Here is a 14,798-nt window from a genome sequence, read left to right as displayed (position 1 = left end):
GCCTGAAACCGGTGCATACCGGTTTCAGGCCTTTTGCTTGCTTGATGCAGGCTAAAACCTGTACAGCAATTCCGCCTGTACAGGTTTTTCTGTCTTAGCCGCGCTCAGCCGCTTGCAGTGCTTGTTCCAGATCAGCCAGGATGTCGTCGATGTGTTCCAGACCAATGGACAGACGCACCATGTCTTCGCTTACACCCACCGCCTCCAGCTCTTCAGCGTTCAGTTGACGGTGCGTGGTGCTGGCAGGGTGGCAAGCCAGAGACTTGGCATCACCAATATTGACCAGACGCAGAATCAGGTTCAGTGCATCGATAAAGCGCGTACCGGCTGCGATACCACCTTTGATACCAAAGGACAGGATGGCAGCAGGCTTGCCACCCATGTAACGTTTGGCCAATTCGTGATCAGGGTGATCGCTCAGACCTGCGTATTTAACCCAGGATACTTGCGGGTGCTTGTTCAGGTACTCGGCCACTTTCAGGGCGTTTTCCGTGTGGCGTTCCATGCGCAGTGGCAGAGTTTCGATGCCTTGCAGGATCTGGAAGGCGCTCAAAGGAGCCAGGGCGGCGCCGGTATTGCGCAATGGAGCAACGCGGCAGCGACCGATAAAGGCGGCAGCACCGAAGGCTTCGGTGTAGACCACGCCGTGGTAGGAAGGGTCTGGTGTATTCAGGATGGCGAAGCGCTCTTTGTGCTCGGCCCAGGGGAATTTACCGGAATCGACCACCATGCCAGCAATTGTGGTGCCGTGGCCGCCCATGTATTTGGTCAGCGAATGCACCACGATGTCGGCGCCGTGCTCGAAAGGACGGCACAGGGCGGGGGAGGCCACCGTATTGTCTACGATCAGAGGCACGCCATGACGGTGAGCCGCATCGGCCAAAGCACGAATATCCACGATATTGCCAGCGGGGTTGCCGATGGTTTCGCAGAAAACAGCGCGGGTGCGATCGTCGATCAGGGCTTCCAGCGCTTCAATGTCGTTGGGCTGAGCAAACCGGACAGTAATGCCTTGACGCGGGAAAGAGTGGGCGAACAGGTTATACGTTCCGCCATACAGTTTACTGACGGAAACAATGTTGTCGCCGACCTCGGCAATCGTTTGGATAGCATACGTGATGGCCGCCATACCAGAGGCTACTGCCAACCCGCCGATCCCGCCTTCCAGAGCCGCAACACGCTCTTCGAGCACGGCATTGGTGGGGTTCATGATGCGGGTGTAAATATTGCCGGCTACCTTCAGGTCAAACAGATCCGCGCCGTGTTGCGTGTTGTCGAAAGCGAAGGAAGTGGTCTGATAAATCGGAACAGCAACGGCTTTTGTAGTCGGATCTGGCTGATAGCCAGCATGAATAGCAAGAGTCTCTAGTTTCATGGTTAATTCTGGAATTGATTATCAAGTGGCTTATATAAGACAGAGCAAGCATAACCCTTGTATGTGGGGAAATGCATCTAAGGGTGCAGACTTTAAAACTATGCCTTTATTTCTTTTGGTAATAATGGTCTATTCCCGACACCCGGCTTTGCTTTTTAAATAGCAGGTGGATATTTCTTATTTTCGTTACTTCGCAATGGCCCTACATGGGTTAGCATTTCGTATCCGGGCAGATGGCGTGTTGCATCCTTCCCCGAGGTCCTAGAGGCTTACATGAAAGTATGGTTTAAGCGGGGCTTATTCAGCCTCGTCGTTTTGGCTATTGTCACAGTGGTTGGCGGGGCAATTTTCCTGCTGACCTTCAATCCCAATTCGTACAAGCAGAAGCTGGCTGACATCGTCCAGCAAAAGTATCAACGTACGCTCAAGATTGACGGTGATATTGAACTTTCTTTATTTCCCCGCATCGGCTTGTCCGTGCAGGGGCTGTCCCTGTCCGACCGTAATTCGGAAGATCCTTTCGCTTCCTTGGAAAGCGCCCGTTTTGCAGTGGCCCTGTGGCCTTTGATCAATAACCGACTGGTAGTTGATCATGTGGCCGTCACGGGCTTCAAGGCCTGGATTGTGCGCGATGAACACGGCAAGCTCAATTTTGATGACTTGCTGCAAACTCCGCCCGCTGGTCCTCAGCCAGTTGCCCGTTCTGGTGTGTCCCTGCTGCCCGCTGCCCACGCAGCCGAGGCCCCCCAAGACAAGCCTGCCGAGCCTGTTCTGCTGCCTGAATCCTTGCCCGTCCCAGAATTAATTGCCAAGCGCTCCGGTAGCGAGACAGATTTCCAGATTGATATTGCCGGCCTGAGCCTGAAGGGTGGCGAGATCCATTACTTCAGCAAACGCAGCAATATGATTGGCCGTTTGTTGCAGCTGGAGGTCAATACTGGCCGCATGACCTTTGGTCAGCCCTTTGACGTGGCTTTCAAGAGTCGCTTGTCGGGCGATTATCCTGCTGCAGATGGGGTGCTGGAAGGACAAGGACAACTAAGCCTGGACCCGGCTTCCAAATCGTACGGCGCGCAAAAACTGAGTTTGAGCTTTGTGGGTGATCTGGATGAACTCACGGCGCAAAGCCTGACGGTTAAAGGTAATGTCGGCTACAAGTCCGCGCAGCGTCAGTTCAACGCCACCAATCTGGACATGCAGTTGCAAGGCCAGTGGTCGGGTGCCTATCCGGTCAGCGATCTGAATGCCTCGTTGAACACGCCCAAAATGCAGATCGACAGTGTCAGTGATCTGGTTTCTTTCGAGAAACTGGCTCTGCGTATCCGCGGCAAAAATGAAGATCAGAATCTGGATCTGGCCTTGGATGTGCCCCGTATTCAAGTCTCACCAGCCGAGGCGGAAGGTGCACCTGTGGTTGCCAGCTTGAAAGTCAGCGGTCCTAAGGTTCTGGGTCTGGGCCTGACACTGCAGGGTTTGTCCGGTAACAGTCAGGAACTACTGTTTGAACAGGCCAAGTTGGAAGGGGCGATCAAGCAAGGTAGTCGTGTGGCGCAATTGAAGGCTGCCTCGCCTTTGCAGTGGCAGCCCTCGAACGAATGGCTGCGCTTGCCCGATATTCAGGCTAATGTGCGGGTCGAGGACGAAGCGGATGCCGGTAGTCGCTTTGAAATGCCTGTCACCGGTCAGGCTGATTTGAACAAAGGTAAACAGGAATACAGCGCGCAATTGAGCAGCAGTACTGAACAGGCTCAGGGCAGTTTGGATGTGACGCTGCAAGATAAGGGCAAAGGTCCTTTGCTGGCGGCCGTATTGAAGGCTGACAAGCTGGATCTGGACGAGCTGCGATCCATTTTCTGGGTAACCGCTCCTGAAGTTGTGACGACTTCAGAGCCCGTCCCTGAGGCCGAAGCGCCGGAAGCGGCTGCCGAGCAAGAGCAGGAGCCAGCAGCAGACGGTAGCGAACAAGCCGAACAGCCCCAGGCACAGCAGGCTGATGCTGCCACAACGGCTGAGGAACCCGTCAGTGAGGAGTCCTCCTACGCTTGGCTGGATGCGCTCAGTGTTGATCTGCGCTTTGAGATTGAAAAACTGCGCAGCCTGGGTATGGTGCTGGAGCAGGTCAAGGCTCAGGTACAGAATCAAGGTCAGCTGATTAATCTGTTGCAGTTCAATGCAAATGCTTATGAAGGTCAGCTCCAGGCCAAGGCCAAGATTGAACCTGGCAAGCGCTTTGAGCTGGGTTTGAAGCTGCAGAAAATGCAGGTCGGCTCACTCTTGTTGGACGCGTTTGGCAATGACTACCTGGCTGGTAAGGGCAATGTGGACTTGAATCTGAAGACACAAGGTGCCACACAGGAAGAACGCCTGAACGCCCTGGATGGCGGTTTGACCGTCGATTTGCACGATGGCAGCTGGCGCAGTGTCGATCTGGATCAGAGCGTGCGCGATATCAATGAAGCCGTACGCAATGCATTCAGCGGCCAGATTCCTTTGTTATTGCCTCAGTCCGACCCCCAGCGCCGCACGGTATTGAACCGTGTACAAGGCAGCCTGGATATCAAGAAAGGGCAGGGTAGTTTCCGTAACTTCCGAGCCACGACTCCGATTCTGACGGTCACAACGGCTAAAGGCTCCAGGCTGGATCTGGTGGCCCAGCAGGCTGACATCACCTTGCAGGCGCGCTTGAACCAGAACAATCTGGCCGTTGAAGAACGTAAATCCTTCCAGGATCTGCGCAATGTGCTGATTCCTATCCATATCTCTGGACCTTGGGCAGATCTGTCCTACCAGATTCAGTGGAAGGAAATCGCCAGCACCTCGATCAAAAAAGCGTTGCAAGATGGTTTGCTGGATTTGTTGAGCCAACAGGCCACAGAAGCCAAACCCTCTGTTAAGTCCGAGGTTGAGCAAATCATCAAGAGTGAACTGGGTGTTAAAGTCCCGCAGACGGTGGGTGAGGCCATGAAACAGTGGTTCAAGCCATGAATACCACTTCAGGCCTGAGCCTGCCGCAGGCTGAACAGACGGTTCATCTCTTGCTAGGTGGCCCAGCCTTGAGCGACAGCAAAGCGCTGGCTTGTACAGGGCGTTGGGTACTGGGTAATGATCAGGGCCAAGTCCTGGCGGCGGATGCGCTGCCAGCCTTGGCGGAGCTGAGCATAGAGCTGCGCTTCGGTCAGTTGGTATTGCGTGCGCCGGGCATGTTGCGCCTGGATATAGAGGCGGACGTCATCGAGGACGATCCCGATTCTTTTTCTGCCTGGCAGGAAGATGGGCAGGCCGTGCAGTTGGTAGACGAAGGAGATTTGCCCGCTGAATGGTTCAGCCGCTATGTGGGCCAAGCGCTGCGTTTGCTAAAGCGTGTGCCACGCTAGCGGACTTTGGTGCAAGGCCAAAGGGCAATAATGCGGCACAACACCTGTTAAATCATCCTGCTGAAGCGCATTAATTGCGCTTTTTTATTATGTCGTAGGCTCGGATTGCAGCCGATGATAGCGCGCCATCAAGGTGTCCTGGTCTTCCTGGTGCTGGGGGTGAATCTCGATACATTCGACCGGGCACACCACTACGCACTGCGGCTCGTCAAAGTGGCCGACACATTCAGTACACAGGTTGGGATTGATCTCATAGATCTCCTCACCCATGTAGATAGCCAGGTTAGGGCACTGCGGCTCACAAACGTCGCAGTTAATGCATTCTTCTGTAATGTGCAGTGCCATAGCGTAGTGTCCTGATAAGCGTGGTCCTTGGATTTGACCAGACGGTCACCCTACAGTGTAGTACGGACCGCCGAGCAGGGCGAGTTCAGGTGGCTGAAGCCGTCTGTTGGCTGCGCTCTTTGGCCTTGGTTTGTAGCCAGCGTTCCACGGATGGGAACACAAATTTGCCTACATCACCTCCCAAAATGGCAATTTCACGCACGATGGTGCCGGAGATGAACTGGTATTGGTCCGAAGGAGTCATGAACATGGTCTCGACTTCGGGTAGCAGGTGGCGGTTCATGCCAGCCATCTGGAATTCATATTCAAAGTCGGACACGGCGCGCAGGCCACGTACGATGACGCGTCCATTTTGTTCGCGCACAAAGTCTTTGAGCAGGCCGGAAAAACTCTTCACTTCCACATTCGGGTAGTGGCTGAGCACTTCGGAGGCGATCTCAACGCGCTCCTCGACCGTAAAGAAAGGACGTTTGTTCTGGCTGGAGGCCACACCGACCACAACGTGATCGAAAAGGTTGGCGGCTCGCCTGACCAAGTCTTCATGGCCTCGGGTCAGGGGGTCGAAGGTGCCGGGGTAAACAGCTGTGATCATGGTGCATCCGCGTAAGGGGTTCAAGTTGGCAGGTCGGAGTCCGGGGTGAGCGGTGCAGGCGTCCCGGAAAATTCGGCATTATTGACTGTTTTTTGCATCGCAGCAAATCGCAACAAATGATAATGTACCTGCCCGGCCTTATCCTGTCGTAGTATCCCGTATTGATCCGGTGCTTGTATAGGGGTTTCGGACTCAATGTAAACCAGTGCGTCCGGTGCCAGTACATTGGGTAACAGGGGCCAGATACGGTCCATCCAGTCGCGCGCAAAGGGCGGGTCTATAAAGACCAGATCGTAGCGCATCTGGCTGCGTTCCAGAATATGGAGGGCGTCACCGGCATGAATACGGATGTGCTCGGCCTTGAGCTTGGTACGCAGGGCGCGCAAATTGGCAACGGCTGGGCCGTGCTGCTCCACCATTTGTACAAAGGCCACACCGCGCGAGGCCGCTTCAAAGCCCAGGGCACCACTGCCGGCAAACAGATCCAGCACATTTTTATCGCTGAACTGCCCGTACCAGAAGTGGTTAAGCCAGTTAAACAGAGTTTCGCGCACACGATCCGGGGTGGGCCGCAGACCGGGTGCATCGACTACCGAAATCGGTGTGCGGCGGTAATCACCACCTACAATACGGACAGCTTGTTTTCTCATTAGCGCTTTGATCGGATAATGTGGTCATTCAACAGAATTTTCTAGTGTAAATCGTATGTTCAGTTTTTTTAAAAGAAAGAAGGCCAAGCCAGAGCCACAAGTCACTCAAACGGAGCTGACTGAGCCGCTTTCTCCTGTCGAGTCCGAGTCTCAGACCGATCTGGCAGCTATTCCCCCCGCTGTATCGCACGAGCAGAGCACATCGGCGTCGCCACCGGCAGCCCAAGCTGACAGCCAGGCTGAAGGTCGGGCTGCTTCCGAGTCTACGCCCGTGCCGCTAGAGGTGCCAACGCCTGCGCCTGCCAGTGTGCCTGTGCCAGACGTTCAGCCCGTGTCGGAGCCCGCTACAACGCCTGAAGTCGTACCCGTGCGCGAGCCTGCCCCGACTATCGTACCGGTGCCGGAAGTCACTCCTGTGCCTGAGATTGCGCCAGTGCCAGAAGTTAGTCCTGTTCCGGTGCCTGAGATTGCACCGGTGCCGGAATCGATACCTGCTCCTAATCCTGAGTTCGTTCCGGTACCTGAGCCCGAAGTGGTGCCAACACCTGCGCCTGATGTGGTCCCTGCGCCGGAACCAGAGATTGTTCCGACGCCAGAACCAGAACCAGAACCAGAACCAGTTCCTGCCCCGGTTCCTGAGTCTCAGCCCGAATCCGAACCCGTAAGGACTCCCGAGCCGGAAGCCCTGGCTCCCGTGGTCACCAAGACCTCCTGGATGTCCCGCCTGAAGCAAGGTTTGTCACGCACGGGTCAAAGCCTGAGCAGCCTGTTTGTGGGTGCCAAGGTTGATGAAGCGCTGTTTGAAGAGTTGGAAGATGCCTTGTTGATGGCGGACGCCGGTGTGGAAGCGACTGAGAAACTGATCACTGCTTTGCGAGCCCGTGTACGCAAAGAGAAGGTGGCGGATGCGACCCAAGTCAAACAAATCCTGCGTGACATCCTGACGGATCATTTGAAGCCCTTGGAAAAATCTTTCCCACTGGATAGTGCTAAACCATTGGTCGTCATGATTGCCGGTGTGAACGGCGCGGGTAAAACCACGTCTATCGGTAAGTTGGCCCATACCTTCCAGGAGCAGGGCGCCAAAGTGCTGCTGGCGGCGGGCGACACCTTCCGGGCAGCTGCCCGCGAGCAATTAATTGAATGGGGCACACGCAATAACGTCAGTGTCATTGCCCAAGATGGTGGTGATCCTGCTGCGGTAGCGTTTGACGCTGTACATGCTGGCCGTGCCCGCGATATGGGCGTGGTGATGGTGGATACGGCTGGTCGCCTGCCGACTCAGTTGCACCTGATGGAAGAGCTCAAGAAGATCAAGCGCGTAATCGGCAAGGCCGATGGACAAGCCCCGCACGAGATTTTGTTGGTAGTGGATGGCAATACCGGCCAAAACGCCATTTCGCAGATCCGTGCTTTTGATGCTGCTTTGGGTCTGACCGGCCTGGTTGTCACCAAATTGGACGGGACGGCCAAAGGTGGCACATTGGCGGCAGTCGCCGCCTGTGCACAAGGCGTGCGTCCTATTCCGGTGTATTGGATTGGAGTGGGCGAAGGCATGCAGGATCTGCAAGCCTTTGTGGCGTATGAATTTGCATCGGCCGTCTTGGGTATGAGCGACTGATCTACTCGCCACTTGGCGGTGACATAACTGGCGATGACTCTTTGAGTATCGCCAGTTTTTTATTAGCGCCGCAGCAGTTCAGTTTGCGGCTGATGCTGGTCCAAGGCATTTAGCGCATGCTGGGCATGGGCGGCACGGCCTTGGCGTGCGTGGCTTAACCAGTCACGCGCAAATTGTGCCTGCTCGGGGCTGGCGGCATGTTGGGCATACCAGTCCAGCGCCACGTCTACATCGGTAACGGCGCCAATCAAGGCCTGACATTCGCGCAGCACTTTGTGCAGTCCTTGTTTGTCGGCCGCGCTGGGCAAAAACTCCAGGCAGTAGCGCAGACTTTTGATGCGATTGCGCAGGCGATGCTGTTTGTCCTGGCTGATCTGGGCAAAGCGTTGACTGCGCAGCTGAATGGTGTGAAACCAGCGGCTGATGCGTGCTTCCACCAGATGCTCGGCTTGCGGTGCGTTCTGCAGCTCCAGCGTGGGGCCGCAGATCAGGCTTTGCAGATTACTCAATAGCAAGGACTGAAATTCGGCGGCACTGGCCAGTTGCACGGGATCATGCTCAAGATGCGCAGGAGCGGCCTCGGGGGCCGGGCCGGGCATGCCCGCCTGCAAGAGCAAAGGGGTGATCTCCAGGTGCACCAGGTCTTGGTCGCGAGCCTGGCCGAACAGACCAAAGTAATGTGTCAGGCGTGTATTGGCGTAGCCTTCGCTAGCCGATAGCCACATTTTGAACAGCTTGCGGCAAGAGCGTAGACGCCGCAGACCAACTCGCATCAAGGCAAGGTAATCAGCCTGCAAAGCGGAGTCGGGCCGGATGCCATCCACGCCTGCCAGCAGGGCGGCGTTACGGATCACCTGTTCCAGGCTCATGGTCGCACTCAAGCTGTAGAACTGCTCCAGATCCTCGGTATCTACAAAATGAGGTTTGGGCAGATCGTAGGCTTTGCGTGTCAGAGCGGCCGCGACTTGCTCGGGTGTCAGGTTCAGGGGCTCGGATTTGGCGCGGCGGCGATCTGCCAGACTGGCCAGGGCATCACCTCGCTCAGACTTGCTGCGCATTTCCAGAATCAGACCATGCTTGTAAAGCCAGCGTTGGCCAGCCTCGAACATGGTGATGCTCTCACCACTGATTAGCTCAATTTCGAGCTCGTTAACCAGCAGTTTCAAGCCATTGGATTCGATATGGCCGACATCGTAGGCTAGCTCCAGTTCCGATTGGCCCTGCTTGATCAGCGCCAGTTCGCGCTGTATCCGGGTTTGGTAACGCGCCTGAATCTGTTGCGCATAAGGAGCCAGCGCAGCATGGGCGGCACTGTCCTTATAAAGTTGCAGATCCAGTTCTGGCCCCGGCCGTGGGTGATTGATTTCAATCCGGGACAGGGTGTCGGGGCCGCGCAGCTTGACGGTTTGCACCCATTGTTCGCCTTCCTTGCGTAAACGCAGGGCAATACCCGCCCGCGCTAAATCGCGTTCAGGCGTATCAAAGTAAATGGCGTTTAAGGTAATGCTGCCCGTGCGCACAACGTCAAAAGCGGTCAATAAACCGGGACGGGCACTCTCGGGCACAAAAAATTTCAGCTCTTGTTCTAGCACAGCATCGCACTCGAGATGTCGCCCACAGCAGGTGGGCGGATAAAACGATTATTTTGCATCTAAATACGCAAAACTTGAAGTGCTGACACCCCGCATAAATGTTTGCAGTCGTGTCTGCGTTTATAAGGGGGGAGTGCCTAGCGGTTCCCGCCAACCTAGTTGATGCGAGATGCTGTTGGCACACTGACGCAGCTGCGCCAGGATGGGGCTGTCAATATTGGCATCAAACAGGGTACTGGGACCCAGGCTGGTCAGAGCCAACACGATTTGCCCCGAGTGATCAAAAACGGGTACCGATAAAGCATCAATGCCGGGCAGGGGATTGCCCAGTGCTTGTGCGACACCTTGCGCCCGGATGGTCTCCAGCATGGTGGCCAGTTCTTTCGCACTGGGGCGTAGCGGGCTGATGCTGGTGACGACGGCACTGTCGCCCGCTTCACGCTCAATATAGTGACGCGCTACTTCCGGTGGCAGCCAGGCAGCAAATACGTGACCGGTGGCCGTGTGCAGCATGGACATTACCGTGCCGCAGCGCATATTCACGTGGACCGGGTAACTGGCCTCGCTGATATGGACCATGGTGGGCCCATGTGAACCCAGCACCGCCAAACCCAAGGTATGCCCGATCCGTGGAGCCCAAGTCTGTACCAAGGGCAGAGCAATTTTGACCGGGTTCTGGCTTTGCAGACTGACCAGACCCATCTGCAAGGCAAACGGCCCCAGTTCGTACAATCCGGTTGCCGGCGCCTGTTGTACCAGTCCTACATTGGTAAAACTGACCAGATAGGGATGGGCTTTGGCAGAACTCATGCCCGCTTGGGTCGCCAGATCGCGCAACATCATGGGTTGGCCGCTGTCTACCAGTACTTTCAACAGGCCAAAACCCGTTTCAATGGATTGGATACGACGACGTTTTTCGTCCAGAGCAGGCAAAATGGGTTCGGTCATAGGGGTTTGGGGCAGTTTGGCACGGTCTTCAAGTGTACCGACTAATGAAGCTGCCCGCCGGGGCCTGGGTGTCGTAAAATAGCCTTAATTATTATCTGTCTGAGCAAAGAGCACGATGAATCAAGAAATTCAATCCGACGCTGGTCAACTTGGCGCCAGTCCGATCGCGCCCGTTCCAGAGATTGTTGAAGAACTGCGCGCAGGCCGCATGGTTATTCTGGTTGACGAAGAGGACCGCGAAAACGAAGGCGACCTGATCATGGCCGCTGAATTCGTGAATGCCGAAGCGATCAACTTTATGGTGACGCATGGTCGCGGGCTGGTTTGCCTGACCCTGACCGAAGAACGTTGCCGCCAACTGGATCTGCCTTTGATGGCAACCCGCAATGGCGCACGTTTTGGTACCAACTTCACGGTGTCCATTGAAGCGGCTGAAGGCGTGGAAACCGGTATTTCCGCAGCAGACCGTGCCCGCACCGTGCAAGCGGCAGTGGCGCGTGATGCACGCCCGGTTGATCTGGTGCAGCCCGGCCACATCTTCCCGCTGAAAGCGGCTAAGGGTGGCGTGTTGGTGCGTGCCGGTCATACGGAAGCTGGTTGCGACCTGACCGCGATGGCAGGTTTGACGCCAGCAGCCGTCATTTGCGAAGTGCTCAATCCCGATGGCTCCATGGCGCGCCTGCCTGATTTGCTGGTGTTTGCCCGCGAGCACGGCATCAAGGTTGGCACCATTGCAGACCTGATCCAGTACCGCAGCGAACACGAGTCCATGATCGAGCGTCTGCACAAGAAGCCCGTCAAGACTCCTTATGGCGAGTTCGAGTGCCATGCTTACCGCGATCTGTCCTCCGGTGGCTTGCACCTGGCACTGGTCCATGGCCAAATCAGCCCCGATGTCGAAACTCTGGTGCGCGTTCACGAACCCACCACCGTCTTGGATGTTCTGGTCGAAGATAGCGTCGGCCATAGCTGGACCCTGCCTACCGCACTGCGTACCGTAGCTAAATCCGATAGCGGTGTCGTTTTGTTGATGAATTGCCAGAACTCCGAAGAACAGAGTTTTGAGCAGATTCAGGCTTGGAGCGAAGACAGCCCGGCACAGACTCCACGCGGTCGCCCTAGCCGCAATGATTTGCGCACCTATGGTATTGGTGCACAAATTTTGCGTGACCTCAATGTTGGCAAAGCCCGTTTGATGTCGCGACCACGTAAAATGCCGAGTATGGCCGGGTTTGCATTGACCGTGACGGGTTACCATAGCGAACCAGATTCCCAATCCTAAGCGGAGCTTCCAACATGAATCCTTACATCGTTACCCCTGACCTGAACGGGGAAGGTCTGCACATTGGTATTGTGCGGGCACGTTTCAACGAGTCCATCGGCCTGGCCGAGTTGGAAGCCTGCTTGAAAGAGCTGGAAGCTTTGGGTGTGGACGAGCGCGATGTGACCGTTCTGTCCGTCCCAGGCGCTTTGGAATTGGGTATTACTCTGGGCCAAATGGCTGAGACCGGCGAGTTCGATGCGCTGATTGCATTGGGTGCCGTCATTCGTGGCGATACGTATCACTTTGAAGTGGTCAGCAACGAAAGCGCCTCGGCCATTACACAAGTTTCCCTGGCAACGGGCATTCCTGTTGCTAACGGCGTACTGACCACCAACACAGATGAACAAGCCGAAGTTCGCGCTGCTGAAAAGGGTCGCGATTGCGCCCGTACCGCGGTCGAGCTGGGCAATCTTATCGCCGTCCTCGAACCCGAGCTCGACGATGAGGACGAAGATTACGAGGACGAAGATCTTGACGACGACAAATAAAGTCCCGGCCAGCAAGGCCAACGGACGATCCGCGCGCCGCCGCTCGCGCGAATTTGCCCTGCAGGGCATCTACTCCTGGCTGTTGCGAGGCGCAGATGGCCTGCAAGAAGCCACCTCTATCGACGCCCATATTCGGGGTGACGAAGAGTTTGGCGAAGCCGACGCAGCTTGGTTCAAAACCTTGTTGTTCGGTGTAATGCGTGAAGCCCCCGCGCTGCGCGAACGCTTTTTGCCTTATGTTGACCGTCCTTTGGAAGAGCTCTCTCCCATCGAACACGGCATTTTGCTGATTGGCAGTTATGAACTGGTGCAACACGTAGAAGTTCCTTATCGCGTTGCCATTAACGAAGCCGTGGAATTGGCCAAGTCCTTTGGCGGTACCGACGGTTTTAAATTCGTTAACGGTGTGCTGGACAAACTGGCCGCCGACGTACGCGCACCTGAAATTGCCAAGCAGGCCCGCCGCTAAAACGGGGCGTGCCGTGCTGAACGAGTTCGGTCTTATCCAGCAGTATTTCAATCGTCCCGCTCCCGAAGGTTATTTGGGAGTGGGCGATGATTGCGCTCTCTTTACCCCGACACCCGGCTGGCAGTTGGCCAGCAGCGTGGATCTTTTGATCGAGGGGCAACATTTTTTCCCTGACGTTGATCCCTTTCTCTTAGGGCATAAGGCGCTGGCAGTGAATCTGTCGGATCTGGGTGCCATGGGCGCACGTCCCAAGGCCTGTCTGCTGGCCCTGTCCTTACCTGAAATCCGGCCCTTGTGGCTGGAGGCTTTCTCAAACGGTTTGTTCCAACTGGCTGATCAGGCTCATTGCCCTTTGATCGGCGGGGATACCACGCGCAGTAAACAGGGCGTGGTCATCAGCATTACCGTTTTGGGGGAGGTTTCGGCAGGGCAGGCTTTGCAACGCAGTGCTGCCAAGCCGGGTGATGATATTTGGCTGACAGGCACGCTTGGGGCGGCTGATATTGCCTTGCGTCTCTTGCAGGGCCGCCTTGCGGCTGATTCCGAGCGTTTGGCCGCTAGCCGGGGTGCCCTGGAGCAACCTTGGCCCCCTTATCGTCTGGGCCATGCCTTGGCAGGACTGGCCCATGCCGCTATTGATGTGTCTGACGGTTTGGTTCAAGATTTGGGCCATATCGCCAAAGCCAGTCAATGTGCTGCCCACCTGGAGTGGGACGCCTTGCCGGTGGATTCATCCTTGGATGGCCTGCCTGCTGATCTGCAACGCGAAGCAGTTCTGGTCGGTGGTGACGTTTTTCAACTGTGTTTTACTGGCGCTCCCCAGCAACGGGAGTCCATCATGGCGCTAGCCCAGCGTGAAGGCGTTCTGCTAAGTCGTATCGGCTCCATGCAGACAGGCAGCGGGGTCTATGTGCGTGATCAACAGGGTCTGCATCCTGCCCCTGCCCAGGGCGGCTTCGATCATTTTGGTGGCTGAGTCTGTGTCATGAGCACATTTCCTGATCCTTCCTTGAACCCGATTCAACGTCCTACTCTGGATTGGGTGGTTAAAAAGCCATGGCGTCTGATCGCTTTCGGTGGCGGTACCGGCGTGTTGCGTCCGGGGCCTGGCACCTGGGGAACGGTTCTGGCCTGGGCCTTGTGGGTACTGGGTCTGCATGTGCTGACTGACAACCAAATGGCCATTTTTTTGCCTGTCACCTTTTTCATCGGTTGCTGGGCATGCCACCGCACTGGCTACGATTTGGGTGTGTCGGATCACAGCGGCATGAATTGGGATGAGATGGTGGCCTTCTGGCTGGTGCTGTGGTTGATCCCCCAGACTTGGCTGGCACAGGGCATCGCATTCGTGTTGTTTCGTTTCTTTGATATTCTTAAACCTCAGCCGATCCGCTATTTTGATCGTCGTCTGCATAATGGCTTTGGCGTCATGTGGGATGATCTTCTGGCGGCAGGCTATACCTTGTTGCTAATGGCTGTCTTGGTACGTTTTGGAGTCTTCTCATGAGCGAATACGAGCACGGTAGTGCCGCCCTGGAGTTAGGACGCGCCCTTAGGGATCGTGGCTGGATGGTGGCTTGCGCCGAATCATGTACCGGTGGCCTTTTGGCTGCCGCCTTGACGGATCTGCCCGGTTCCAGCGCCTGGTTCGAGCGGGGCTTTGTGACTTACAGCAATAAGGCCAAGGTTCAAGAGCTGGGTGTGAACCAGGACACGCTGGACCGTTTTGGTGCCGTCAGCGAGGAAACCGCCATGGAGATGGCAGCAGGCACGCTGGAAGCAACAGCAGACGCCGAGCTGGCTATTTCTACGACTGGCATTGCCGGCCCCGACGGGGCTACGCAGGGCAAGCCGGTTGGTTTGGTATGTTTTGGTTTTGCTCAACGCCGAGGCGAGGGTATTGTGACTCGCGCTGCCGCCCGTATCTTTACTGGCGATCGTGCCCAGATTCGTCAGCAGGCGGTGGAATATGCGTTGGCCAGCGCGCTGACCATGCTCAATCCCGCCTGATTCGCCTGCC

The 14,798-nt window shown here is 56.1% G+C and carries 15 protein-coding genes; 9 read left to right on the top strand and 6 right to left on the bottom strand.

Features of this window, described 5'->3' with window-relative positions:
- Positions 1-94: 94 nt before the first annotated feature.
- Complete coding sequence (locus IE156_RS09680) at positions 95-1,375, bottom strand: bifunctional O-acetylhomoserine aminocarboxypropyltransferase/cysteine synthase (RefSeq protein WP_189392338.1); 1,281 nt, start codon at positions 1,373-1,375, stop codon at positions 95-97.
- A 273-nt stretch (positions 1,376-1,648) separates the two neighbouring features.
- Here IE156_RS09680 and IE156_RS09675 point away from each other — a divergent pair, with 273 nt between their 5' ends.
- Positions 1,649-4,360 (top strand): AsmA family protein, encoded by a 2,712-nt coding sequence (locus tag IE156_RS09675; RefSeq protein ID WP_189392337.1) that lies wholly within the window; start codon positions 1,649-1,651, stop codon positions 4,358-4,360.
- A complete protein-coding gene (locus tag IE156_RS09670; protein WP_189392336.1) occupies positions 4,357-4,749 on the top strand; it encodes an MOSC N-terminal beta barrel domain-containing protein in 393 nt (130 codons plus the stop codon). Before IE156_RS09675 ends, IE156_RS09670 begins: the two co-directional genes overlap by 4 nt.
- An 87-nt stretch (positions 4,750-4,836) precedes the next feature.
- Here the strand turns inward: IE156_RS09670 and IE156_RS09665 are convergent, their stop codons facing one another.
- The 3 genes from IE156_RS09665 to rsmD form a co-directional block, all read right to left on the bottom strand.
- Entirely contained in the window at positions 4,837-5,094 is a 258-nt protein-coding gene (locus tag IE156_RS09665; RefSeq protein WP_189392335.1) for a YfhL family 4Fe-4S dicluster ferredoxin, read from the bottom strand.
- Between the two features lie 85 nt (positions 5,095-5,179).
- On the bottom strand, positions 5,180-5,686 hold the full coding sequence (gene coaD / locus IE156_RS09660; protein ID WP_189392334.1) for a pantetheine-phosphate adenylyltransferase: 507 nt from the start codon (positions 5,684-5,686) through the stop codon (positions 5,180-5,182).
- Positions 5,687-5,706: 20 nt separating this feature from the next.
- Positions 5,707-6,336, bottom strand: coding sequence for a 16S rRNA (guanine(966)-N(2))-methyltransferase RsmD (rsmD, locus tag IE156_RS09655; RefSeq protein WP_189392333.1), 630 nt, complete (start codon positions 6,334-6,336; stop codon positions 5,707-5,709).
- Between the two features lie 535 nt (positions 6,337-6,871).
- Between rsmD and ftsY the strand changes: the two genes are divergently transcribed.
- Positions 6,872-7,957, top strand: a complete 1,086-nt coding sequence (gene ftsY, locus IE156_RS09650) for a signal recognition particle-docking protein FtsY (RefSeq protein WP_373296524.1) — start codon at positions 6,872-6,874, stop codon at positions 7,955-7,957.
- A 62-nt stretch (positions 7,958-8,019) separates the two neighbouring features.
- On the opposite strand, the gene IE156_RS09645 is transcribed toward ftsY, so the two are convergent.
- Together IE156_RS09645 and IE156_RS09640 are read right to left on the bottom strand one after the other, a co-directional pair.
- Positions 8,020-9,549 (bottom strand): CYTH and CHAD domain-containing protein, encoded by a 1,530-nt coding sequence (locus tag IE156_RS09645; RefSeq protein WP_189392332.1) that lies wholly within the window; start codon positions 9,547-9,549, stop codon positions 8,020-8,022.
- A gap of 120 nt (positions 9,550-9,669) precedes the next feature.
- Positions 9,670-10,497, bottom strand: a complete 828-nt coding sequence (locus tag IE156_RS09640) for an IclR family transcriptional regulator (RefSeq protein WP_189392331.1) — start codon at positions 10,495-10,497, stop codon at positions 9,670-9,672.
- Between the two features lie 115 nt (positions 10,498-10,612).
- Here IE156_RS09640 and ribBA point away from each other — a divergent pair, with 115 nt between their 5' ends.
- From ribBA to IE156_RS09610, 6 genes are read left to right on the top strand one after another with little or no spacing between them, the layout of a single operon-like run.
- Positions 10,613-11,779, top strand: a complete 1,167-nt coding sequence (ribBA, locus tag IE156_RS09635) for a bifunctional 3,4-dihydroxy-2-butanone-4-phosphate synthase/GTP cyclohydrolase II (protein WP_189392330.1) — start codon at positions 10,613-10,615, stop codon at positions 11,777-11,779.
- Between the two features lie 14 nt (positions 11,780-11,793).
- Positions 11,794-12,309: a 6,7-dimethyl-8-ribityllumazine synthase gene (gene ribH, locus IE156_RS09630; RefSeq protein WP_189392329.1), complete on the top strand. Its 516-nt coding sequence runs from the start codon at positions 11,794-11,796 to the stop codon at positions 12,307-12,309.
- Complete coding sequence (gene nusB / locus IE156_RS09625) at positions 12,263-12,778, top strand: transcription antitermination factor NusB (protein ID WP_189392328.1); 516 nt, start codon at positions 12,263-12,265, stop codon at positions 12,776-12,778. Before ribH ends, nusB begins: the two co-directional genes overlap by 47 nt.
- 13 nt (positions 12,779-12,791) lie before the next feature.
- On the top strand, positions 12,792-13,754 hold the full coding sequence (gene thiL / locus IE156_RS09620) for a thiamine-phosphate kinase (protein ID WP_189392327.1): 963 nt from the start codon (positions 12,792-12,794) through the stop codon (positions 13,752-13,754).
- A gap of 9 nt (positions 13,755-13,763) precedes the next feature.
- The gene (locus IE156_RS09615) at positions 13,764-14,285 is read left to right on the top strand and encodes a phosphatidylglycerophosphatase A family protein (protein WP_189392326.1); all 522 of its coding nucleotides are present in this window, start codon (positions 13,764-13,766) and stop codon (positions 14,283-14,285) included.
- A complete protein-coding gene (locus tag IE156_RS09610) occupies positions 14,282-14,788 on the top strand; it encodes a CinA family protein (protein ID WP_189392325.1) in 507 nt (168 codons plus the stop codon). The genes IE156_RS09615 and IE156_RS09610 overlap by 4 nt, the downstream gene beginning before the upstream one ends.
- Positions 14,789-14,798: the final 10 nt, after the last annotated feature.

Origin of the sequence: Alcaligenes pakistanensis, from assembly GCF_014652815.1 — a bacterium.
In the GTDB taxonomy this organism is placed as follows: Bacteria; Pseudomonadota; Gammaproteobacteria; order Burkholderiales; family Burkholderiaceae_B; genus Alcaligenes; species Alcaligenes pakistanensis.
This window is presented reverse-complemented; position numbering and strand designations above follow the sequence as displayed.

Coding starts and splice junctions, on each gene's coding strand:
- IE156_RS09680 (WP_189392338.1), bottom strand. CDS start 1,375: ATGAAACTAGAGACTCTTGCTATTCATGCTGGCTATCAGCCAGATCCG.
- IE156_RS09675 (WP_189392337.1), top strand. CDS start 1,649: ATGAAAGTATGGTTTAAGCGGGGCTTATTCAGCCTCGTCGTTTTGGCT.
- IE156_RS09670 (WP_189392336.1), top strand. CDS start 4,357: ATGAATACCACTTCAGGCCTGAGCCTGCCGCAGGCTGAACAGACGGTT.
- IE156_RS09665 (WP_189392335.1), bottom strand. CDS start 5,094: ATGGCACTGCACATTACAGAAGAATGCATTAACTGCGACGTTTGTGAG.
- coaD (WP_189392334.1), bottom strand. CDS start 5,686: ATGATCACAGCTGTTTACCCCGGCACCTTCGACCCCCTGACCCGAGGC.
- rsmD (WP_189392333.1), bottom strand. CDS start 6,336: ATGAGAAAACAAGCTGTCCGTATTGTAGGTGGTGATTACCGCCGCACA.
- IE156_RS09640 (WP_189392331.1), bottom strand. CDS start 10,497: ATGACCGAACCCATTTTGCCTGCTCTGGACGAAAAACGTCGTCGTATC.
- ribBA (WP_189392330.1), top strand. CDS start 10,613: ATGAATCAAGAAATTCAATCCGACGCTGGTCAACTTGGCGCCAGTCCG.
- ribH (WP_189392329.1), top strand. CDS start 11,794: ATGAATCCTTACATCGTTACCCCTGACCTGAACGGGGAAGGTCTGCAC.
- nusB (WP_189392328.1), top strand. CDS start 12,263: ATGAGGACGAAGATTACGAGGACGAAGATCTTGACGACGACAAATAAA.
- IE156_RS09615 (WP_189392326.1), top strand. CDS start 13,764: ATGAGCACATTTCCTGATCCTTCCTTGAACCCGATTCAACGTCCTACT.
- IE156_RS09610 (WP_189392325.1), top strand. CDS start 14,282: ATGAGCGAATACGAGCACGGTAGTGCCGCCCTGGAGTTAGGACGCGCC.